At 71.0% G+C, this 20678-nt stretch carries 22 protein-coding genes and 1 tRNA gene; 19 read left to right on the top strand and 4 right to left on the bottom strand.

Going from position 1 to position 20678, the window contains the following annotated elements; translation table 11 throughout:
* Positions 1–120 precede the first annotated feature (120 nt).
* The 10 genes from AXE84_RS03390 (at position 121) to AXE84_RS03345 (ending at position 9747) form a co-directional block, all read left to right on the top strand.
* On the top strand, positions 121–1455 hold the full coding sequence (locus tag AXE84_RS03390) for an AAA family ATPase (RefSeq protein ID WP_060956848.1): 1335 nt from the start codon (positions 121–123) through the stop codon (positions 1453–1455).
* 23 nt (positions 1456–1478) lie between these two features.
* The gene (locus tag AXE84_RS03385) at positions 1479–2480 is read left to right on the top strand and encodes a DUF58 domain-containing protein (RefSeq protein ID WP_060956847.1); all 1002 of its coding nucleotides are present in this window, start codon (positions 1479–1481) and stop codon (positions 2478–2480) included.
* 5 nt (positions 2481–2485) lie between these two features.
* On the top strand, positions 2486–3007 hold the full coding sequence (locus tag AXE84_RS03380) for a hypothetical protein (protein WP_060956846.1): 522 nt from the start codon (positions 2486–2488) through the stop codon (positions 3005–3007).
* A complete protein-coding gene (locus AXE84_RS03375; protein ID WP_060956845.1) occupies positions 3001–4113 on the top strand; it encodes a VWA domain-containing protein in 1113 nt (370 codons plus the stop codon). Before AXE84_RS03380 ends, AXE84_RS03375 begins: the two co-directional genes overlap by 7 nt.
* Positions 4110–5213, top strand: coding sequence for a VWA domain-containing protein (locus tag AXE84_RS03370; RefSeq protein WP_060956844.1), 1104 nt, complete (start codon positions 4110–4112; stop codon positions 5211–5213). Before AXE84_RS03375 ends, AXE84_RS03370 begins: the two co-directional genes overlap by 4 nt.
* The gene (locus AXE84_RS03365; protein ID WP_236750121.1) at positions 5213–6244 is read left to right on the top strand and encodes a hypothetical protein; all 1032 of its coding nucleotides are present in this window, start codon (positions 5213–5215) and stop codon (positions 6242–6244) included. The genes AXE84_RS03370 and AXE84_RS03365 overlap by 1 nt, the downstream gene beginning before the upstream one ends.
* Entirely contained in the window at positions 6241–6738 is a 498-nt protein-coding gene (locus tag AXE84_RS03360) for an NUDIX domain-containing protein (RefSeq protein ID WP_060956842.1), read from the top strand. The genes AXE84_RS03365 and AXE84_RS03360 overlap by 4 nt, the downstream gene beginning before the upstream one ends.
* A gap of 149 nt (positions 6739–6887) precedes the next feature.
* Positions 6888–7580 carry a TetR/AcrR family transcriptional regulator gene (locus AXE84_RS03355; protein ID WP_060956841.1) on the top strand — a complete coding sequence of 231 codons (693 nt, stop codon included), beginning with the start codon at positions 6888–6890 and terminating at the stop codon, positions 7578–7580.
* 54 nt (positions 7581–7634) lie between these two features.
* The gene (locus AXE84_RS03350; RefSeq protein WP_060956840.1) at positions 7635–8342 is read left to right on the top strand and encodes a M50 family metallopeptidase; all 708 of its coding nucleotides are present in this window, start codon (positions 7635–7637) and stop codon (positions 8340–8342) included.
* Between the two features lie 187 nt (positions 8343–8529).
* Positions 8530–9747 carry a sugar ABC transporter substrate-binding protein gene (locus tag AXE84_RS03345; RefSeq protein ID WP_060956839.1) on the top strand — a complete coding sequence of 406 codons (1218 nt, stop codon included), beginning with the start codon at positions 8530–8532 and terminating at the stop codon, positions 9745–9747.
* Between the two features lie 203 nt (positions 9748–9950).
* On the opposite strand, the gene AXE84_RS03340 is transcribed toward AXE84_RS03345, so the two are convergent.
* Entirely contained in the window at positions 9951–10427 is a 477-nt protein-coding gene (locus AXE84_RS03340) for an OsmC family protein (RefSeq protein WP_060956838.1), read from the bottom strand.
* Between the two features lie 369 nt (positions 10428–10796).
* Positions 10797–10870: transfer RNA gene (locus AXE84_RS03335), tRNA-Gly, on the bottom strand.
* 167 nt (positions 10871–11037) lie between these two features.
* On the opposite strand from AXE84_RS03335, the gene AXE84_RS13190 reads away from it, so the two are divergent.
* The 3 genes from AXE84_RS13190 to AXE84_RS03320 all read left to right on the top strand — a co-directional run bounded on the left by AXE84_RS13190 (position 11038) and on the right by AXE84_RS03320 (position 13358).
* Complete coding sequence (locus tag AXE84_RS13190) at positions 11038–11514, top strand: TM2 domain-containing protein (RefSeq protein ID WP_236750120.1); 477 nt, start codon at positions 11038–11040, stop codon at positions 11512–11514.
* Between the two features lie 84 nt (positions 11515–11598).
* The gene (dcd, locus tag AXE84_RS03325) at positions 11599–12234 is read left to right on the top strand and encodes a dCTP deaminase (RefSeq protein WP_060956837.1); all 636 of its coding nucleotides are present in this window, start codon (positions 11599–11601) and stop codon (positions 12232–12234) included.
* Positions 12231–13358, top strand: coding sequence for a hypothetical protein (locus tag AXE84_RS03320; RefSeq protein ID WP_060956836.1), 1128 nt, complete (start codon positions 12231–12233; stop codon positions 13356–13358). Before dcd ends, AXE84_RS03320 begins: the two co-directional genes overlap by 4 nt.
* Here the strand turns inward: AXE84_RS03320 and AXE84_RS03315 are convergent.
* Entirely contained in the window at positions 13355–14134 is a 780-nt protein-coding gene (locus tag AXE84_RS03315) for a 3'-5' exonuclease (RefSeq protein WP_060956835.1), read from the bottom strand. The two genes, AXE84_RS03320 and AXE84_RS03315, sit on opposite strands and share 4 nt — an antisense overlap.
* A gap of 226 nt (positions 14135–14360) precedes the next feature.
* On the opposite strand from AXE84_RS03315, the gene AXE84_RS03310 reads away from it, so the two are divergent.
* A complete protein-coding gene (locus AXE84_RS03310; RefSeq protein ID WP_060956834.1) occupies positions 14361–15212 on the top strand; it encodes a serine hydrolase domain-containing protein in 852 nt (283 codons plus the stop codon).
* Between the two features lie 85 nt (positions 15213–15297).
* Here the strand turns inward: AXE84_RS03310 and AXE84_RS03305 are convergent, their stop codons facing one another.
* The gene (locus AXE84_RS03305; protein ID WP_060956833.1) at positions 15298–16107 is read right to left on the bottom strand and encodes an exodeoxyribonuclease III; all 810 of its coding nucleotides are present in this window, start codon (positions 16105–16107) and stop codon (positions 15298–15300) included.
* A gap of 64 nt (positions 16108–16171) precedes the next feature.
* Here AXE84_RS03305 and AXE84_RS03300 point away from each other — a divergent pair, with 64 nt between their 5' ends.
* From AXE84_RS03300 to fbaA, 5 genes are all read left to right on the top strand, one after another.
* Entirely contained in the window at positions 16172–16945 is a 774-nt protein-coding gene (locus AXE84_RS03300; protein WP_060956832.1) for an SDR family NAD(P)-dependent oxidoreductase, read from the top strand.
* 274 nt (positions 16946–17219) lie between these two features.
* Positions 17220–17717: a thiol peroxidase gene (gene tpx, locus AXE84_RS03295; protein WP_009396757.1), complete on the top strand. Its 498-nt coding sequence runs from the start codon at positions 17220–17222 to the stop codon at positions 17715–17717.
* Positions 17718–17840: 123 nt separating this feature from the next.
* Positions 17841–18410 carry an orotate phosphoribosyltransferase gene (pyrE, locus tag AXE84_RS03290; protein WP_060956831.1) on the top strand — a complete coding sequence of 190 codons (570 nt, stop codon included), beginning with the start codon at positions 17841–17843 and terminating at the stop codon, positions 18408–18410.
* Complete coding sequence (locus AXE84_RS03285; protein ID WP_060956830.1) at positions 18407–19162, top strand: TrmH family RNA methyltransferase; 756 nt, start codon at positions 18407–18409, stop codon at positions 19160–19162. Before pyrE ends, AXE84_RS03285 begins: the two co-directional genes overlap by 4 nt.
* 216 nt (positions 19163–19378) lie before the next feature.
* A complete protein-coding gene (gene fbaA / locus AXE84_RS03280) occupies positions 19379–20428 on the top strand; it encodes a class II fructose-bisphosphate aldolase (protein WP_060956829.1) in 1050 nt (349 codons plus the stop codon).
* The last annotated feature ends 250 nt before the right edge of the window (positions 20429–20678 follow it).

The raw sequence follows: 20678 nt of genomic DNA, 5'->3' as shown, positions 1-20678 counted from the left end.
AGGACTTCCCTGTCGCTCGTGCCCCAGGCGGCTCCGGCTCGTATAGCCTGCCGATGCGTTGCCTATCCAGGCGCGAGCACGTGGCGCGAGGAATCAAGCCAGAACTGAGCGAGGAGAACCATGAGCATGCAGCCCGAGCACCGCGCCCAACCCGGCAGTCAGCCGGGTGGCTGGGGCAGTGGCCAGCAATACGGTCAGCCGAGCGGCCAGCCGGTGGCCCAACAGGCCGGTCAGCCCACCGGCTCCTCCGCGGGGCAGGGGACTGCGGCCTCGGCGCAGCAGCCGCCGTCGGTCCCTCCTCAGGTCGACCCGCAGGCCGCCGGGGCCCCCTCCGCGCCGACCGCGTCATCCAGGATGACGGTTCCCGGCTACCCCTCCGGCCCGGCGGCGCCGGCCGAGGAGAAGGTCGACACCGGCCCCCTGCCCTCCCGTGAGGCACTGCGCCGCGAGGCCAAGGCAGCCTCCAGCCGTCGAGGCGCCGGGGACGCCGACGTGGAGCGCGCTGCTGAGCTGCTGACATCCGTGGCCAACATCTTCTCCCAGCGCGTCGTCGGTCAGGAGCAGCTGCGCACGGCCCTGGTGACCGCTCTCATGTCCAGTGGTCACATCCTGCTGGAGTCGGTGCCGGGCCTGGCCAAGACCACCGCCGCCCAGACGCTGGCCTCGGCCGTCTCCGGCTCCTTCCGGCGCATCCAGTGCACGCCCGACCTCATGCCCAACGACATCGTGGGCACCCAGATCCTCAACTCCTCCACCGGCGAGATGACCACCCAGCTGGGGCCGGTCCACGCCAACATCGTCCTGCTCGATGAGATCAACCGCTCCAGCGCCAAGACCCAGTCGGCCATGCTCGAGGCCATGCAGGAGCGTCAGACCTCCATCGGCGGCGTCGTCTACCCGCTGCCCCACCCCTTCATGGTCCTGGCCACCCAGAACCCCATCGAGGAGGAGGGCACCTACGTCCTGCCCGAGGCGCAGATGGACCGGTTCCTCATGAAGGAGGTGCTCACCTACCCGCGGCCCTCGGAGGAGGCCGACGTCCTGGACCGCATCTCCAACGGGACCTTCGACCAGCCCGTGACCGGACGCCCCATCTCCACTGGCGACGTCGAGTGGCTGCAGCGGGCCGCCGAGCGGGTCTACGTCGATCCCGTCATCAAGCAGTACATCGTCGCCCTCATCAACACCTCCCGCGGCGGGGGCCCGCGGCCCGTGCCCGGCCTGGACCGTCAGGTGCGGGTGGGGGCCTCCCCTCGTGGCGGCATCGCGCTCATGAAGGTGGCCCAGGCCGTCGCCCTCCAGGAGGGGCGCACCTACGTCATCCCCGACGACGTCCGCCTGCTGCGCCACGGAGTGCTGCGCCACCGGCTGGTGCTCACCTATGACGCCCTGGCCGACGGAGTCGCGCCCGAGGCGATCATCGACGCCATCTTCGCGGCCGTCCCCACGCCCTGAGCCCGGTGGGGACCAGCACAGCGATGAGCACGGAGGTACATGGCGCTCCCGGGGCGCCCGAGTCCGATTCCGGCGAGGGCCGGCGCGGTTCGCGGATCGAGCGTCTGCGCGCGGCTCTGAGCCTGCCGACCCTGCGCCGCGCCACGGGGCTGCTCGACGGGCGCCACAAGTCGGTGTTCGTCGGGCGCGGGCAGGACTTCGACGACATGTCCTTCTACCGGCCCGGCGACGACATCTCCGACATCGACTGGAAGTCCTCGGCCCGTCTGGGGCAGCCGGTCATCAAGCGCTACCAGCGCGAGTCCATGATGCCCATGGTGCTGGCCGTGGACACCGGCCGGACCATGGCGGCGATGACCCCCTCGGGTGAGGACAAGCGCGACCTGGCCCTGGGAGTGGCGGAGGTCTTCGCCTACCTGGCCCGGATGCGGGGGGACTCGGTGGCGCTCGTGGCCGGTGACGCAGGCCGGATGACTTCGCGCCCGGCCCGTTCCGGGGCCAAGCACGTGGAGACCCTGCTGGCGCTGCTGGCCCGCACCTTCGAGGACCTCGATGCTCCCGTCGAGGGGGCGCCCGGCGTCTACGAGCTGGCCCCCGGGGCTCCTCCCTCCAGCCTGCCGCGCCTCATGGAGCGGGTGAGCACCTGGCACCGCCGACGCAGCCTGGTCATCCTCATCACCGACACCGCCCACCCCGGCCCCGATGCCGCGACCTGGCTGCGGCGCCTGTCGATCCAGCACGAGATGATCGTCGTCCAGATCGAGGACGATGACCCACTGCGCCCGGACGGCGGCCGCGGGCGGGACATTGACCTGCCCTTCGAGATCCCCGCCTTCCTGCGCGCGGACTCCTACCTGGCCGCTCAGGCGGCCGTGGTGCGCGAGCAGTGGCGCACCAGCGTCGAGCAGGTGCTCGACGCCCGGCACCTGGAGTACGGCGTCGTCTCCTCCGAGGAGACGCTCATCGACTCCATCGCCGAGCTCCTCCAGCGTGAGCGCGCCGCCGTGGCCAGAGGGAGGCGGTGACCCCAATGCAGATCATGCCCCCGGTTCTCATGCCGATATGGATGGTCATCGTCATGATCGTCGGCCTGTTGCTGGTGACCGCCTGGCTGCTGCGGACCTTCCTGGTGACCCGCCGCGACATCTCCCAGGAGGTCGGAGACATCCCCATGGCGCCCCGTGAACGCCGCCAGTGGGGTGAGCGTCTCGCTGAGATCTCCCAGCGCTGGGACGCCGGCGATCTGGACCTGCGCGAGCTGCACCTGGAGCTGGCCGCGCTGCTGCGCGGCTTCGCCGAGGCCCGCAGCGGGGAGGAGATCACCACCGCCACGGTCTCGGAGATCCTCGACATGGCCGCGACCGCAGGGCCGAGCTCGGTGGAGGAGCGCCGGCGCAGCGTGCGCGCGGCGGGCCGTCCCTTGGACATCAACCCACTGGGCCACGTCGGAGAGCTGCTCGCCGTGTGGGAGCAGCCCTCCTTCGACCGTGAGCCGCAGGCCGCCGCGCAGGAGGCCCTCACTCATGCCAGGGAGGTGGTCACCCGATGGTGATGCTCTGGTTGTTCATCGTTCTCCTTGTCATCGCCGCCGCGGCGATCATCGCGGTCTTCATCATCGACCGCCGCTCCGGCCTGGGCTCCTCCTCCAAGGCGCCCAAGCGCTCCAGGATGCCCTGGAGCCGGACGGGCGAGGATCAGGCCGTCGAGCTGCCCCGACGTCTGGCCAACTCTGCGAGCCTGTTCCAGCTGCCGGCGGTGCGCAAGCGCATCCGAGCCCAGCGCTGGCTGCACGCGCTCCTGGCGGTCATGCTGGTCTCGGGTCTGGTGAGCGCCGCCGCCATCGCCGGTCGGCCCGTGCGCGTCATCGAGCGCTCCGACGCCCTGGCCAACCGTGACATCGTCCTGTGCCTGGACGTATCGACGTCGATGGTCAGGATCGACTCCTCGGTCCTGACGACCTTCTCCGAGATCCTGGAGGACTTCGACGGCGAGAGGGTGGGGATCGTGGCCTGGAACTCGGCCGCGCAGACCATCGTGCCGCTCACGGACGACTATGAGCTGCTGCGTGACCAGCTCACCGAGCTGGGCGACGTGCTGGACATCGACCCTGAGAACGTCACCTACAAGCAGCAGCTCGCCTACCAGGAGGCCTTCGGTGGCACGGTGAACACCAGCATCAACGGCTCCTCCCTGGCCGGTGACGGGCTCGCCTCCTGCGCCCAGGCCTTCGACAACCAGGGCCTGGAGCGCTCCCGTTCCATCATCCTGGCCACCGACAACCAGGTCATCGACCCTGACAACGAGCAGATCTACCCCCTGCCCGATGCGGCCAAGCTCCTGGCCGAGCGCAAGATCCGTCTGTTCTCCATCTACGGCGCCGACGAGGACCAGCCCTACCAGAACCTGCTCGACAAGACTCCCGAGGAGTCCCGTGAGGAGCTCAAGACCGTCACCGAGGAACAGGGCAAGGGGCGCTTCTACGATGTGGAGGACTCCGGCACCGGCGGGCAGATCGTCAAGGAGCTGGAGAAGACCGAGGTCTCCGCGCTCGGGGGCCGCAAGCAGACCCGTCGCACCGACGTCCCCCAGCGGCTCGTCATCACGCTCTCACTGGTGCTTCTGGGCTACCTGGGACTGACTACCTGGAGGCGAGCATGAAGCCGGTTCCAATCATCGGGGACTTCGCGTTCATCCCGGTCACCTGGTGGCTCCTCGTCCTGCTCCTGGCGGCCGCCCTGACGGGGCTGCTCGTCGTGGCCCGACGCCGGCTGGTCCGTGACGATGCCGAGCCGGCCGCGCGCCGGGCCTGGTGGAGGCGCCTGGCCATCGTCGTCGTCATCGTGCTGGCGCTGGCGGGGCCGGCGATCCGCGGCAGCGAGGCGATCAGCGTCTCCAACGTGGAGATCTACATGGTGGTGGACCGCACCGGCTCCATGGCCGCGGAGGACTACCAGGGCAAGGGGCCCGACGGCGTCGACCAGTCGGCCTCCACCAGGCTCGACGGCGTGCGCGCGGATATGCGGGCCATCCGCGAGGCCTTCCCGGACTCGCGCTTCTCCATCATCGCCCTGGACAACACCGCGGCCCGGGAGTTGCCGCTGACTCACGACACCAACGCCGTCGACGCCTGGATCGGCTCCTTCAAGCAGGAGGTCTCAGGCCACGCCACCGGCTCCTCGCTGGAGGTGGCGCTTCCGATGCTGGGGCTGACGCTGGCGCAGGCCCGCCAGTCCGACCCCAAGGACATCCGCCTCGTCTACATCTTCTCCGACGGGGAGGCCACCGACAACGGCCGCGGCGCTCAGGCGGCCGACAACGCCGGCATCTCCTGGCAGTCCCTGGCCGGGCTCATCGACGGCGGCGCGGTGCTGGGCTACGGCTCGACCGAGGGCGGCAAGATGCGCAGCTACGACGGCTCGCCGTCCACCGGCGAGCACACCCAGTCCGACTACATCACCGACGGCCAGGGCGGGCAGCCCGGGGTGTCGAAGATCGACGCCGACGAGCTCCAGAAGGTGGCCAAGGACCTGGGGCTGCCCTACTTCCACCGCACCGGCGGCTCGGGGGATGACCCGACGAGCAAGTTCACCAACCTCGACATCGAGGCCGTCACCTCCGACGGGCGGGCCAAGACCAACGCCCGGGTGTACCTGACCTGGCCACTGGGACTCATCGCCTTCGGTCTGCTGCTGTGGGAGATCCTCGACCTCATGCGAGCCGACCGTCGCCTGCGTCTTCTCATGGGAAGGGGACGATGATGACGATAGGACACACCCCCGGCGAGTTCCCCGGACAGGGGAGCAGCGGGACGCAGCCCGGCGCTGCCGACCGTGCACAGAATGCCCCGGGCGCGCCAGGGGCAGCCGGTGCCCCCTCGGAGCAGGAGGTCGACTACCTGCAGAACGCGGACCCGAAGGACGACGCCTCCTCTCCGGCCCCCGAGGACCCCAGGCGGCGCGAGGCCCGCCTCAAGCGGCGTCGTCGGCTCCTGGCGATCGGCGGGGTGCCCGCGGCCCTGGTCACCATCATCTCCCTGTGGCTCGGCTCGATCTTCCTCATCTCCCTGGCCGGAAACCGGGCCGCGGCAGCGGGCCACTACGACACGGCCCTGTCGCGCTACCGCATAGTCGCCGCGATCAATCCCTGGCTGGAGCAGTGGCGCGTCCACTTCAACCTGGGCACCGGTCAGCTCGCCGCGAAGGACCCGACCTCCGCGGTGACGACCCTCAACCAGGCTCTCAGCGAGGCGCCCAAGGCCAAGGTCGACCCGGAGACCAAGGTGAAGGAGGCCGGCTCCCCGGAGTGCATGGTGCGCACCAACCTGTACGTCGCCCACCTCACCCTGGCGGCCCAGGCCCAGGAGAGCGGGAGCTCCACGGCGGTCACTGAGCACATCGAGGCGGCCAAGAAGGCGGCCGATACCTGCGAGGTGCCGCCCCCGCCCGAGCAGAATCCCTCCCCGAGCCCGAACCCCTCGGCCACGCCCAGCAGCGATCCGAGCTCGAGTGCCTCCTCGCAGCCGAGCAGCGATCCGAGCTCGAGTGCCTCCTCGCAGCCCAGCAGCGACCCGAGCTCGAGCCCCTCCTCGCAGCCGAGCAGCGACCCGAGCTCGGGCCCCTCGTCGTCGTCGTCGAGCTCGCCGGGTGAGACCTCCTCCAGCACTCCGAGCGCCAAGCCGACCCCGACCCCGGTCGATGACCGGGCCAAGCGACTGCGGGACCGCAACAACGGCAGCCCGGGAACCTCCGAGGAGTCCGGTGGCGGCGAAGGAGGGGGAAAGCCCTGGTGAGCGACTCCGATACGGGGCGGGCCTCCCGACTCGTCGTGGCGGCCGCGGTCCTGGACGACCTGGCGCATCCGACCACCCTGCTGTGCGCGGCCCGCTCCTACCCGCCTGAGCACGCCGGTCAGTTCGAGCTCCCCGGTGGCAAGGTCGAGCCCGCAGAGCGGCCCGAGCAGGCCCTGGCCCGCGAGCTGGACGAGGAGATCGGCCTGAGCGCCCACCTGGGGCCCGAGCTCGTCGTTCCCCGGCAGCTGGCGGTTCCGCCGCCGCCGGACAGCGCTCCCGGTGACGACGCCCCGGCCTGGCCGGCCATGCATGGCTTCAGGATGCGAGTCTGGCTCGCCGAGCCCGCCCGCCCCGGGGACCGGGGCAGGGTCGGAGGCGACCACCAACGCCTGGAGTGGGTGCGCCTCGACCCAACGGATCAGCTGCGCCGGCTGCCGTGGCTGGAGGCGGACCTGCCGATTATCGACGCGCTCGTAGGCGCCCTGGGACGCTGATGTTCCCCGGGGGAGGCGGTGGTGGGGCGCAGGCGGGCGGCCCTCCCCGGGGCTGCGGGCTCGAGGACGTCAGCAGTCCCGCTGTGTGGCCCTTCCCAGTTTCCTGACACTTCTATCACTCGCGTCATCTCATAAGTTAGGGTTACCTCATGCCGAAGATTCTGGGTTCCTCGCTGGCCGAGCATCGGGAGCGCACGCGCACCGCCCTGTTCGGGGCACTGTCCGAGCTCATGAGCCAGCGCAGCTTCGACAAGATCACCCTGTCCGACGTGGCCAATCATGCGGGTGTGGGGCGCACGGCCGTCTACAACCACTTCGCGGACAAGGAGGACCTCCTCCTGGCCTTCATGGAGCATGAGGCCGGCCGCTACGCCGAGGAGCTCTCCCGGGCGCTGGCCGGCACTCAGGACCCGATCGACCGCCTGCGCATCTACGTGCGCCAGCAGGCCCTCATCGCCCGGCACTTCCACTTCCCCGCCTCGGGGCCGCTGTCCGAGGTGGTCTCGCGCGGGACCGCCGGTCGTCTCAAGGCCCACGGGGCGCTCGTGGCCCAGATGCTCGCCTCAATCCTCACCGACGCCATGGACCAGGGGCTCATCCCCGCCCAGGAGCCCGAGCAGGTCATCCCCCTCATCCACGCCACCGTCATGGGCGGGCGCCCGACCCCCACGGATCCGGAGCAGCGCCGGGCCTACCTGGAGAGCCTGGACGCCTTCGTGCTGCGGGCGGTGGGGGCCCGTCAGCCCGCACACGCGGTTCCGACCATTGCCCAGCCCCGCGCCACCGAGCCGCTGGAGGGTGCCCAGGCCCCCGGTTCGCTTCGTCACAGCGCGGTCGGCTGACAGTGTGAGCCACGGCCTGCCGTGCACGCGGGCGGGCCTGGCAGACTTCCGCTCGTGAACCTGAGCTGGACTGACACCTGGAACGACCTGCTGGCCCGCGCCTCGAGCGTCGTCGGCCTGGACCCCGGCGTGCTGTGGCCGGCGCTGGCGATCCTCCTCATCGTCCTGGCCTGGGCCCCGGCCCGTCGCTGGGGACGCACCCTGGTGACGATCGTCCACGAGGCCGGGCACGCCGCCGTCGGCATCATGGTGGGGCGGAGCTTCCGCGGATTCGTGGTGAGCCGGGACCTGTCCGGGCATGCCGTCACCGCCGGCAAGCCCACCGGCCCCGGCCGCGTGGCCACCTCCTGGGCCGGCTACCCCGCCCCGGCCGTCCTGGGCGCCGTCGTCGTGCTCCTGGCCCTCAAGGGCTGGGCGAGCGCGGTCCTCCTGCTCGGACTGGTCCTCCTGGCGGTTCTGCTGGTCATGTCCCGTTCCCTGCGCACGGTCCTGGTGGTCCTGCTCGTGGCCCTCCTGACCGGGGCCCTGTGGTGGTGGGGCGGACAGTGGCGCGACGGCGTCGTCGCCGGGATCGGCCTGGCCCTGCTGGTGGGGGCCTGGGACTCCCTGCGCGACGTCGCCGTCTCACGCGACCCGCGCCAGGACCATCGCACCTTGGCCCACCTGACCCGGGTACCCGCCGGCGTGTGGCTGGCCACCTGGTTCCTCGTGGACGTTCTGGCCACCGGCGTGGTCGTGCTGGCCCTGCGCGATCTCCTATGAGGTGAGGGAGGGGGCTCGCGTCCGAGTCCGCGGCCGGCATGGCCTACGCTTCCTCCTGGCGACGCGGGGCCCGCAGTGCCCTGCCGCCGTCCCCGCCCGACGTCGCTCACCGCGAGCCCACAGGCGCCGCTGCGGCCCCGGGCTCACCCCGCTCCCGGGCACTCCGGGATTCCCTCAAGGAGAACACATGATGCTGTCCCGCAGGACGTTCGCCCTGACCTCTCTGGGGCTGGCCGCCGCGGCCACCCTCGCCGCCTGCTCGTCGAAGTCGAAGGACGAGGCCACCGAGGAGGGCAAGATGGCGCTCATCGTCTCCGATGCGGGCGACGCCGCCGCGGAGGCGCTGTCCAAGGCGGTGGAGGCATTCACCAAGGAGACCAAGGTGGAGGTGGACGTCAAGCCCGTCTCCGACGTCTCCCAGGAGCTGGCCCGCGGGATCACGGGCGAGCCGAGTATCGACGTCGTCGTCCTCAACCCGGCCCAGCTGTCCAGCTACGCCGGCTCCCTGCACTCCTGGGACAAGGGGGCGGCCGCCGTCAAGGACGCGCACCCCGCGCTGCTGACCAGCGCCACCCGGCAGGGGAAGATCGCCGCGGCGCCCCGGGACGTCTCCACCCTCGCCCTGTACGTCAACGCCTCACTGTGGTCGGCCGCGGGCCTGAGCGACTCGGACTACCCGACCACCTGGGAGCAGCTCGACCAGGTGGCCGCCAAGCTCACCTCCGGCGGGGTCGTCGGCCTGACCCTCGATGCCTCCTACGCGCGCGTGGGTGCTTTCCTCGTCCAGGGCGGTGGGGGGCTGACCAGCGCGGACGGCACGAAGGCCACGGCCTCCTCCGAGGGCTCGGTGGCGGGCCTGACCCAGGTCAAGACGCTCCTGTCCTCCGGCTCGGCCGGCTGGGGTGCCGACCTGCCCGCGGGGTCCGCCGCCGACGCCTTCGGTCAGGGGCAGGCCGCCATGGTGATCGAGACCGAGGCCCTGACCAAGACCCTGGCGGACGCCTACTCGGGCATCTCCTACAAGGTGGTCGAGCTGCCGGCCGGCAGCGGCGGCAAGGGGACCCTGCAGTTCCCCACCTTCTACGGAGTCGTGGAGGCCTCCAAGCACAAGGCCGACGCCATCAAGCTCGTGGAGTACCTCACCGCTGCCGAGCGGCAGGTGGCCCTGGCCGGTGCGGCGGGGACCGTGCCCGCGGGCAAGGCCGCAGGCGAGACCTGGAAGGGCAAGCATGCCGACCAGGTGGCCTTCCTGGCCGGCGTCGAGTACTCCCAGCCCGTGCCCTCCGCCTCCGGCACCTCGGACATCATCGCCAACTTCGACAACGAGCTGCCCGGGCTGGCCGGGGGCGACCCGGCCGGCATCCTGGGCAGCGCCCAGGTGAACCTGCAGGCCATCCTGTCCTGACCCCTGGCGGGGCCACTCCGCGCGGCCGGGGACTTTCTCTTCCGGGCGGGGACGTTCCACGCGTGCGGGGACAGGAATCCTGTCCCCGACGGCGTCGACTGTCCCCGGCCGCACAGAAATGTCCCCGGCCGTGCAGCCCAGTTCCCGACGGCGCTGCCCCGAAAGGCGCAGGTGAAGAACAGGGAGGCGAAAGGCCTCGTCTCCTAGTGCTCGGTCGTGATGATGACTTCGTGGTGAACCGGGAAGCTCACCGATCGAGCAATGAAGCAGTACTCGGCGGCGCGGTCGTGGAGCGTGGCTGCGCTCTCAGGATCGTTGCCGGGAGCGATGGTCACTGCGGGGCGAAGGGTGACTGACGTGAACTCCCCGGTACCGCCCGGGTGCTCGGCCATGATGCCGGTAGGGGTATCCGAGTAGCCGGTGACGGTGACGCCCGCGTCTGCCGCGAAGTGGAGGTACCACAGCATGTGGCACTGTGAGAGCGAGGCGAGCAGGAGCTGTTCCGGGTTCCACTTGCGAGCGTCCCCTCGGAATGCTGGATCCGCCGATCCACGGATCACCGGCAGGTCGGCGGTGGTTCCCCGGACATCGTGATCGCGCGAGTAGTCGCGGTATCCGGATGTGCCCGTACCCAGGTTGCCCGTCCACTCCACGCGCACCGAATACTCATGATCTGGCATGCAGAAATTCTAAGGATGAGCCGGTTTGACGTCTACGGAGTGGCGAGCTCGGTGGGGGAGGACGGTGTCAAGGGGTGGTGTCCTCCGGTGGGATCGTTTCGCGCGGCCGGGGACACTTTCCTGCCCACGGGGACAAGTTGCGCGTGCGGGGACGGGAATCCTGTCCCCGACGGCGTCGACTGTCCCCGTTCGGAAGGGCACGCACCCGACCGCACAGAAATGTCCCCGAACGTGCGGCCCTGGAACGTGCGGCCCTGTCCCCCCGACGGCGTCGAATGCCCCGGGCTTCACAGACGGCCACCCCGGACAACGCCTGGTTAAACCGCGCAACAACGAGGGCCCGAACCGTGATGGTCCGGGCCCTCGGGCTGGAGCGGGTGACGGGAATCGAACCCGCGCTGTCAGCTTGGGAAGCTGAAGTTCTACCATTGAACTACACCCGCGTGGCACCAGTGGACGTGCGTCCCAGGTGCGTGCGGAAGTCTAACCCAGACTCCGGCCGTCTACGCAAATCGGCCTGCGGAGGGGACTCATGGACCGCGTCGGTAACGTCTTCGCCCACTACACTCGCCAACGGATTCCCCGACGTCTTCATAGGTGTGATGAGCGCATGACTGATCCCTTCAACTCTCACGAGCCGACTGATCCCGCTGCGAGTCCTGGTATGGACGCGCCGGCACTGCCCGCGGGGCCCGCCCCCACGGACTACCCGTCAGGCGGGTACCCGCCCTACAGCGGTCCCTACGCTTCCGGTGCTCAGCCGGGGTATGACCCGCAGTGGGCCTACGCGCCCCCGCCCGGTTATGGCATGCCTCCTGGATACGGTGTGCCTCCCGGCTACGGGGGCAAGTCCAGGGTGGCTGCCGGCGTCCTGGCCCTGCTCCTGGGAACCTTCGGGATCCACAACTTCTACCTGGGCTACACGGGCAAGGCGCTCTTCCAGCTCCTGGGCACGTTCTTGAGTTGCGGGATGCTGGCCCTTCCGATCGCCATCTGGGCCTTCGTCGAGGGCATCCTCATCCTGGTGGCCCGCCCCGGCGAGGCGCCGTGGGGCGTTGACGCCTCCGGTATGCCGCTGAGCGGCTGAGGGGCAGGGCAGTCCGGGCCTCCCGGATTCCCCAGGGCCGGAATCCGTGTGACGCCTCCGGGAGGACCTGGCACAATCGGGCCCGTGCTGCTCTCAGACCGCGATATCCGCACCGAGCTCGACGCCGGACGGGTCGTCCTCGACCCCTACGACCCCGAGATGATTCAGCCGGCCTCCATTGATGTACGCCTGGACCGCTGGTTCCGTCTCTTCGACAACCACCGCTACCCGGTGATCGACCCGGCCGCCGACCAGGAGGGGCTGACCCACCTCGTCGACGTCGGGGCCGACGAGCCCTTCGTTCTGCACCCCGGGGAGTTCGTCCTGGGGGCCACCTACGAGCGCATCACCCTGCCCGACGACGTCGCCGCCCGCCTGGAGGGCAAGTCGAGCCTGGGGCGCCTGGGGCTGCTGACCCACTCCACTGCCGGATTCATCGACCCGGGCTTCACCGGGCACGTCACCCTGGAGCTGTCGAACACGGCCACCATGCCCATCAAGCTCTGGCCGGGGATGAAGGTGGGGCAGCTGTGCTTCTTCCGCCTGTCCAGTCCCGCCGAGGCCCCCTACGGCTCGGGCGCCACCGGCTCGCGCTACCAGGGCCAGCGCGGACCGACGGCATCGCGCTCCCACCAGTCCTTCCACCGCACCCGCATCCCCGACACCCCGGCGGTCCCCGCCGACGGCGCCGCTCCCATCTCCCAGGAGAAGCACTTATGAGCGACTCGACCGACTTCGCCGTCTCCCTGCCCACCGACACCGGCACCTTCACCGCCGCCTCCATGCTGCCGGTCGGGCTGCTGGACACCAACCACGTCCTGCTCCTGGCCGACGACGTCGCCCCCGACGAGGTGGAGGCCCTGGCCCTGTCCCAGGACATCCAGTCCGGCTGGGTGGGGGTCTCCAGCCTCCAGCTCTTCCCCGGGGTCTCCCTGCTGGGGCCATGGAAGGTCGACGCCGAGATGCGCAGCCTCCTGGGTGCGCCGGAGTGGACCACCCAGCTGATGATTCTGGACTGCCCCCGCATCCGTGCCGGCGCCCTGCCGGCCGAGCTCGCCGGCCTGGACCCGCTCTCCGACGCCTTCCCCAATGCCCAGCCCACGGGGGCCGAGCTGGTGGCCCTCACCCGCCTGCGCGCCATCGCCCGACGCCTGGCCGGGGCCCTGCGGCTCATTCCCGGAGGGGACACCGAGGAGCCGGTGCTGGTCGAGCCCAGCCCGGAGGTCTCGGCCTCTCTGACCATCTACGCCCCGGTGTGGCTCGGCCCGGAGGACCTGGTGGCCGTCCTGCAGCCCGTGGCCCCCGAGGTGAGCGCCGCGCTGGAGGCCGTTCAACCCCGCGGCGCCGTCGGGCTGGACGCCATCGACCCCGAGCAACTGGAGAGCCTCGTCGAGCGCATCGGCCCGGACGTCTTCGAGAAGGCCTGGCGCGGCTCGGAGAAGGTCCGCCAGGACACGATGCGTCAGGAGATCGTTGCCGCCGCCACCGGCAACGTTATTGAGGAGGTGCGTGACGGCTACGCGGTCGTCACCCCGGTCGACCCCGAGCACGAGGGCTGGGGGCGCATCGAGGTACGGGCCGGCGCCACCGACGGGCTGCCCCTGGCCGTGCGCGGCGAGCCGTGGGCGCGCGGGGCGGTCCTGTCCTACGACCTGCGTTGGATCCCCCTGGACCAGGCCGACGCCTACGCCGAAGTGGTCTCCCGCTCCCGGCGCCGCGAGCGGCAGACCGCCCGAGACCTGGTCGAGGAGCTCGCCACCGTCCTGGTGGCCGCCGTCTCCGGGGTGGCCGTGGACGACGACGGGTTCCTCGTCTCCCTGGGTGAGGACGCCGAGGAGGCCTAAGTCCCAGGCCGGGCTCGCTCGGCGCCGGGCGTGGTGCGCTCCGTGAGACGCTCGACGCCGGCCTGAGCCCTTGCCGCGTCCCAGTGCCAGCCGGTGAACCGGCGAACCTCAACGAGCGAGCGGACCCAGGCCACCGGCTCCTCGCCCCGCTGAGCCCCCACCGCCAGGTAGTGGCGCAGCAGTCCGGCAGTGGCCAGGGCGTCGTCGAGCGCGTTGTGGTGGTGGCCGATCTCCACCCCGGCCACCTCGCAGCAGGTGGTCAGCCGGCGCGACGGCGTCGTCATGAAATGGCGCGCCCACTCCATCGTGCACACCCGCGGCACCCGCGCGCCCCGGTCGAGCAGCCCCCGCATCCCCAGCGCCTGGGTGAGGAAGCCGACGTCGAAGCGGGCATTGTGGGCCACCACCGCCCGCTCGGCCAGGTCGGCCACCAGAAGGTCGGCGACCTCATCGAAGCCGGGCGCCCCGATGAGCTCCTCGGCGACAAGACCGTGGATATGGGTGGGGCCCACGTCCACGCCCACGCCGGGGTCGATGAGCGTGGACCAGCTGCGCTCGACGCGCCCGACGGCGTCGGTGAGCACGAGCGCGACCTCCAGGATCGAGTCCGTCGTGGGGGACAGGCCGGTGGTCTCCAGGTCGACGACGGCGTAGCCGACCCCGGCGGCCTCGGTCAGCTCAGCGGCCGTGGGGACGGGGGCCGCCTGGCCAGCAGCCATGGGGGAGCGGGGGCGCAGCGGGCCGCGGTCGGTGGGCGGGCGGTGGTAGAAGGGCATCGCCCCGATCCTCTCTCGAGCCGGCAGGTTTCGCTGACTCACGGCGCGCCGGGTCGCCGGCCGGGGTGGTCCGGGCCGGCTGTGGGCCGGCTCCGGGTGGCCGGCGCTCGCGGGTGTGCCGGGCGGCTCCCGGCCGGTAGTGGGGGCCGGGTGCGTGAGGCGTAAGGTACGGTCGCGAGGGCTCTCGGCCGGCCGCGTCGAGCGCCGATCCAGGTGAGGAGGAGCGATGACCACCCCGGACACCCCTCAGGTGCCGGCCCCGGCCCTGCCGGCGCTGGCCGCCTTCCCCTTCCCGACTGCCCTTGTCGTGACCGGCAGGTCCGCCGCCGGTGAGGGCGTGCTCCTCGAGGCCGGGGAGGTCGATGAGATCTTCCCCTTCGCCTCGGTGACCAAGCCGATCGTCGCCTGGGCGGCCCTGGTCGCCGTCGACCGGGGACTGCTGGACCTGGAGGCCCCCGCCGGTGCGCCTGCCCCCGACGGCGCGACCATCGAGAACCTGCTGTCCCACTCCTCAGGGATCGCGATCGACTCCGACGAGCGCCTGGCGGCCCCGGGCACGCGCCGCATCTACTCCAACCGCGGCATCGAGATCCTGGGGGAGCGCCTCGAGGCGGCCACCGGCACACCCCTGGAGACCTGGGTGGAGACCACCGTGCTCGAGCCCCTGGGGATGGCCAGTGTCCTCATCCCGGGCTCGCCCGCCCACTCCGGGGAGGGCAGCGCCCGCGACCTGTCACTGTTCGCCCGCGAGCTGGCCGCACCCAGGCTCGTCTCGCCCGCGCTCGCGCAGCGCGCCCGCACGCCGGTCCTGCCCGGCCTCGATGGCGTCCTGCCCGGCTACGGGCGACAGACCCCCAACCCCTTCGGGCTGGGGGTCGAGGTGCGCGGCGCCAAGTCCCCGCACTGGACCGGGGCCGGCAACAGCGAGCAGACCTTCGGACACTTCGGTCAGTCGGGCTCCTTCATCTGGGTGGATCCGGTCGCCGAGCGTCAGGCCGTCTTCCTGGGGGCCAAGCCCTTCGGGACGGTTCACCGGCGGAACTGGTCCGAGCTCGGCGACCAGATCCTGGCCTTGTAGGCCTCTTTCCCTTGCCGGCGGGCGCGCCGGGGGCGGACGCCCAGTGCCCGCCTCCCGGCCGGAGTTCCAGTCGTGGCCCCCTGCCTCAGTCGAGCTCGACGATGACGGGGACGTGGTCGGAGGCGCCCTTGCCCTTGCGCTCGTCGCGGTCGATGGCGGCGCCAGTGACGCGGCCCGCCAGGGCCGGTGAGGCGTAGACGAAGTCAATGCGCATACCCTCGTTCCTCGGGAAGCGCAGCTTCTGATAGTCCCAGTACGTGTAGTTGGTGACCCGCTCGCGCGTGACCTCACGCATGCCCGCCTCGGCGAAGGCGGCGAAGGCCTCCCGCTCCGGTGCGGAGACGTGGGTGGCGCCCTCGAAGACGCTCATGTCCCACACGTCCTCATCCCGGGGCGCCACGTTCCAGTCGCCCACCAGCGCCAGCGGCAGGTCGGGCTCGGCCTCGAGCCAGGCGGCGACGTCGTCGCGCAGCACCCGCAGCCAGTTGAGCTTGTACGTGTAGTGCGGGTGGGTGAGCTCGCGGCCATTGGGCACGTACAGGCTCCACAGGCGCACCGGCGTCGCATCCGAGGCCGCACCCACCGTCGCCCCGAGCGCCCGGGCCTCCACGACCGGCTCGGCCTCGGGCTTGGCCGCCCAGGCGGGCTGACCCGGGAAGGAGGTGGCGACGTCGTCGAGGCCCACGCGTGAGGCGATCGCCACCCCGTTCCACTGGTTGAGGCCGTGGATGGCCAGCTCGTAGCCGGCGGCCTCGAAGGGCTCGACCGGGAACTGGTCGGGGCGGCACTTGATCTCCTGCATCGCCAGGGCGTCGATGTCCTCACGCTCCAGGAAGGCCAGGACGCGGTCGACGCGGGTACGGATGGAGTTGACGTTCCAGGTGGCCAGGCGCATGGCAGCAGACTAGCCGGTGCCCGATTCCCATCAAGCACTCACCAATCGCTCCTAGTCTGCCGCCATGGGAACAGCACTTGTCACCGGGGCCACAAGCGGCCTCGGCCTGGAGATCGCCTGGCAGCTCGCCCAGGCCCGTCATGACCTCGTCCTCGTGGCGCGCACCCCCGAGCGGCTGCGGCAGGTGGCCGAGGAGATGCGCCAGTTCGCAGGCATCCAGGTGGAGACTCTGCAGGCCGACCTATCCAAGCGTGATGAGCTCGAGCGCGTTGCCGAGCGCCTGCGGGAGAAGAGCAAGCCTGTCGGGCTCCTGGTTAACAACGCCGGCTTCGGGCTGGGGCAGCGCTTCGTCGGGGGAGACCTGGCCCGTGAGGAGGATGCCCTCAACGTCATGGTCCGTGCCGTCATGGTGGCCTCCCACGCGGCGGCCGGCGCCATGGTGGAGCGCGGCCGCGGCGCCATTCTCAACGTCTCCTCCATGACCGCGCACACCGCCATGGGTACCTACGCCGCCCACAAGGCCTGGGTGCTGCGCTTCACCGAGGGGCTGGCCAGCGAGCTCGCCGGCACCGGGGTGACCGCCACGGCGCTGTGCCCGGGGCTGGTGCACACCGGCTTCCACGCCGCGGCCGGCATCGACGAGACCCAGTGGAAGGCGCCGCTGTGGCTGGACGCCGAGCGAGTGGCCCTTGACGGCCTGGCGGCGGTGCGGCGCGGCCAGGTCATCTGCACCCCGAGCCTGCGCTACCGCAGTGCCAATGCCGTGCTGCGGCTGGCGCCCCGCTGGTTCGTGCGCCGGGCGGTCGGGCCGGAACGCTCCGGCCAGGGGCGCGACTGAGGCCGTCGGGGCTCGCTGGCGGCGCAAAGTGTCACAGATGGCGACTATTCGGGAGCGATCGCCGTTGCTGCCGACCTTCCCAAGGCGCTGACCAGCGCAGATGCGGCGAGGTTGGAGGATGCTGGCTGATATTGGCCGATACTGCTCCCTAAAAGTCGCCAATCGTGACAGATCCGGGCGCGTGCGCCAGCTCGCGGTCCGATCCCGTCGCGGAATCGCCCAGGGCTGAGCGCTCCCGCTGGCCAGGGGCGCCGTGACCTGCAACGATCACACCATGGCTTCCATTACCTTCCACGGAGACCCCGTCAGCACCGTCGGCGAGCTGCCCGCTGTGGGCTCGGCCGCGCCCGCCTTCGACCTCGTGGGCGCCGACCTCGCCCCGGTCACCAGCCAGTCCCTGGCCGGCCGCCGCGTGGTCCTCAACATCTTCCCCTCGGTGGACACCGGGGTGTGCGCCGCCTCCGTGCGCCAGTTCAACAAGCTGGCCTCCGAGCTGGACAACACGACCGTGGTCTGCGTCTCCGCCGACCTGCCCTTCGCCGGCGCCCGCTTCTGCGGCGCCGAGGGCCTCACCAACGTGGTCACCGGCTCGACCTTCCGCTCCACCTTCGGCGCCGACTACGGCGTGACCCTGGCCGACGGCCCGCTGGCCGGCCTGCTGTCGCGCGCTGTCGTGGTCCTCGACGAGTCCGGCAAGGTCATCTACACCGAGCAGGTCCCCGAAGTCGGCCAGGAGCCCGACTACGACGCCGCCGTGGCCGCCCTGTCCTGACTCCTCCTTCCGCTGAGCCGCCAGGAGCCCGCCCCGTCCGCACCGCGCGGACGAGGGCGGGCTCCTGTCCGCAGTGGGTGTCTACCCGGCGCGCAGCCCCCGAGTCCCACTACCATCGGAGCCGTGAGCACCAACGACTCCCACATCACCCGCCTGGCCGAGCTCGTCAACGAGCTGTCCGTCGTCCGTGGCAAGGTCACCCTCGCCTCCGGCCTCGAGTCCGACTTCTACGTGGACATGCGCCGCGCCACCCTCCACCACGAGGCCGCCCCCCTCATCGGCCACGTCATGCTCGACATGCTCGAGGAGGTGGGCCTGGGCACCGACGAGATCGACGCCGTCGGCGGCCTGACCATGGGGGCCGACCCCGTGGCCGCCGCCATGCTGCACGCCGCGGCCTCGCGTGGCCTGGACCTGGACGCCTTCGTCGTGCGCAAGGCCGCCAAGGACCACGGCATGCGCCGGCGCATCGAGGGACCCGACGTCGTCGGGCGCTCCGTGGTGGTCCTGGAGGACACCTCCACCACCGGCGGCTCACCCCTGGAGGCCGTCGAGGCCCTGCGCGAGGCGGGTGCTGACGTGCGGGCCGTGGCCGTCATCGTCGACCGGGCCACCGGCGCGCGCGAGCGTATCGAGGCCGCCGGCCTGCCCTACTACGCAGCGCTCGGTCTGGCCGACCTCGGCCTGGAGTGAGCACCCGACGACGCCCGCAGACGGTTGGGGCGGCCCCCGAGGCTCCCGCCGATCTGCCTGAGGGGGAGCACCTGCCCGCGGCGCCCTCAGCAGATTCTGTGGCGGGCCCGGAGGAGGACCGGCCGGCCGATGTCCGTCAGGTGGGCGTCGGCCCCTGGCCCGGCGGCCCCGAGGCGTGGCCCACCGACCCCTGCTACGACCGCGAGCTGCTCGCCACAGGCGACCGGCGCAATGTCGTCGACCGCTACCGCTACTGGACCGTCGCGGCCATCCGTGCCGACCTGGCCGCCCGGGCCCACCGGCTGCACATCGCCATCGAGAATGTCAGCCAGGACCTCAACATCGGCTCCATCGTGCGCAGTGCCAACGCCTTCAACGTGGCCGGCGTCCACATCATCGGCCGACGCCGCTGGAACAAGCGCGGCGCCATGGTCACCAACCGCTATCTGGACGTGCGCCACCACCCCGAGCCCGGCGAGCTGCTCGCCTGGGCGCGGGCCGAGGGCTACGAGGTCATCGGCATCGACAACGGCCCCGGGGCCCAGCCCCTGGAGGCCGCCGACCTGCCCGAGCGCTGCCTCATGGTCTTCGGCTCCGAGGGGGAGGGCATCAGCCCCGAGCTGAGCGCCGGCTGCTCCCGGCTGCTGCGCATCGGTCAGTACGGCTCCACCCGCTCCATCAACGTGGCGGCCGCTGCGGCCGTGGCGATGCACTCCTGGATCCTCCAGCACGCGGGGCCGGCGCCCGACTGACCCGGGGCCGTCGCGGTCCGCTGCGTCGGCCCGCCCCGTGGGCGGCGGGGAGGCGGCGCCAAACCGGCCCTGAACAGAGGTCATGCTGTCGGACTGCTGCCGGACTGCTGCCTGACCGGCGCCTGACCTGGGACCATGATCCGGTTCACCTGGCCTCGAATTCGTGGAACAATCGGCCCCGCACCACTGACTCATACAGACATCAGGAGGCACCCAGTGGCCATTGCAACCCCGGAGTCCTACGCCGACATGCTTGACCGCGCGAAGGCCGGCAAGTACGCCATCCCCGCGATCAACGTCACCTCGTCCCAGACTCTGTCCGCCGCCCTCAAGGGCTTCGCCGACGCCGAGTCCGACGGCATCGTCCAGATCTCCAACGGTGGTGCCGCCTACTGGTCCGGTTCCTCGCGCCTCGACCGCGTCAAGGGCTCGATCGCCTTCACCGCCTACGCCCGCGCCGTGGGTGACCTCTACCCCGTCACCATTGGTCTGCACACCGACCACTGCCCCAAGAAGCTCCTGGCCGACTGGATCCACCCGCTCATGGAGATCGAGGCCGAGCAGGTCAAGAACGGTGAGCTGCCGATGTTCAACTCCCACATGTGGGACGGCTCCGCCGAGGCCCTCGACGACAACATCGAGATCGCCGTCGACATGCTCAAACGCGCCAAGGCCGCTAACGTCGTCCTCGAGATCGAGATCGGTGCCGTGGGTGGCGAGGAAGACGGCATCAAGGGTGAGGAGAACGCCAACCTCTACACCACCGCCGACGACGCCTGGAAGGCCATCGAGGCCCTCGGCCTGGGTGAGAACGGCCGCTACATCACCGCTCTGACCTTCGGCAACGTGCACGGCTCCTACAAGCCCGGCCACGTCAAGCTCCGCCCGGAGATCCTCGGCGAGATCCAGGAGGACGTGGCCAAGCGCCTCGGCGACCGCCTGTCCTCCAAGGTCGGCGACAAGAGCTCGCCCTTCGACCTGGTCATGCACGGCGGCTCCGGCTCCACCGACGAGGAGATCGCCACCGCGGTGCGCAACGGCGTCATCAAGATGAACGTCGACACCGACACCCAGTACGCCTACACCCGTCCGGTCGCCGGCTGGATGTACACCAACTACGAGGGTGTCCTCAAGATCGACGGCGAGGTCGGCAACAAGAAGCAGTACGACCCGCGCGCCTGGGGCAAGGCCGCTGAGGAGGGCATGGCCGCTCGCGTCGTCGAGGCCTGCGAGCGTCTCGGCTCCGTCGGCTCCGCCCGCAAGTGAGTCCGCACCCCGTACGGGGGTGAGTGGCGACTGATCGCTGCGCGTGGCCCCGGCACCCCTGTGGTGCCGGGGCCACGTCGTGCTCGCGCAGGGGGTGGTGGGAAGATTCTCGACGACGAACTGACCGATCGTTGCATAGTTGCAGAGGGTGTCGGTGAAGGAAGCGCCTATCGCAGTGAGGGGTGAAATGTGTGGTCTGCCAAGGAAAACCGGGTGCCACGCAAAGGATCCCAACCTGAGACCCAGGACA

The sequence above is a fragment of the Actinomyces oris genome (genome assembly GCF_001553935.1).
GTDB lineage: Bacteria > Actinomycetota > Actinomycetes > Actinomycetales > Actinomycetaceae > Actinomyces > Actinomyces oris_A.
Note: the sequence above shows the minus strand (reverse complement) of the source record. Positions and strands in the feature narration are given on the sequence as shown.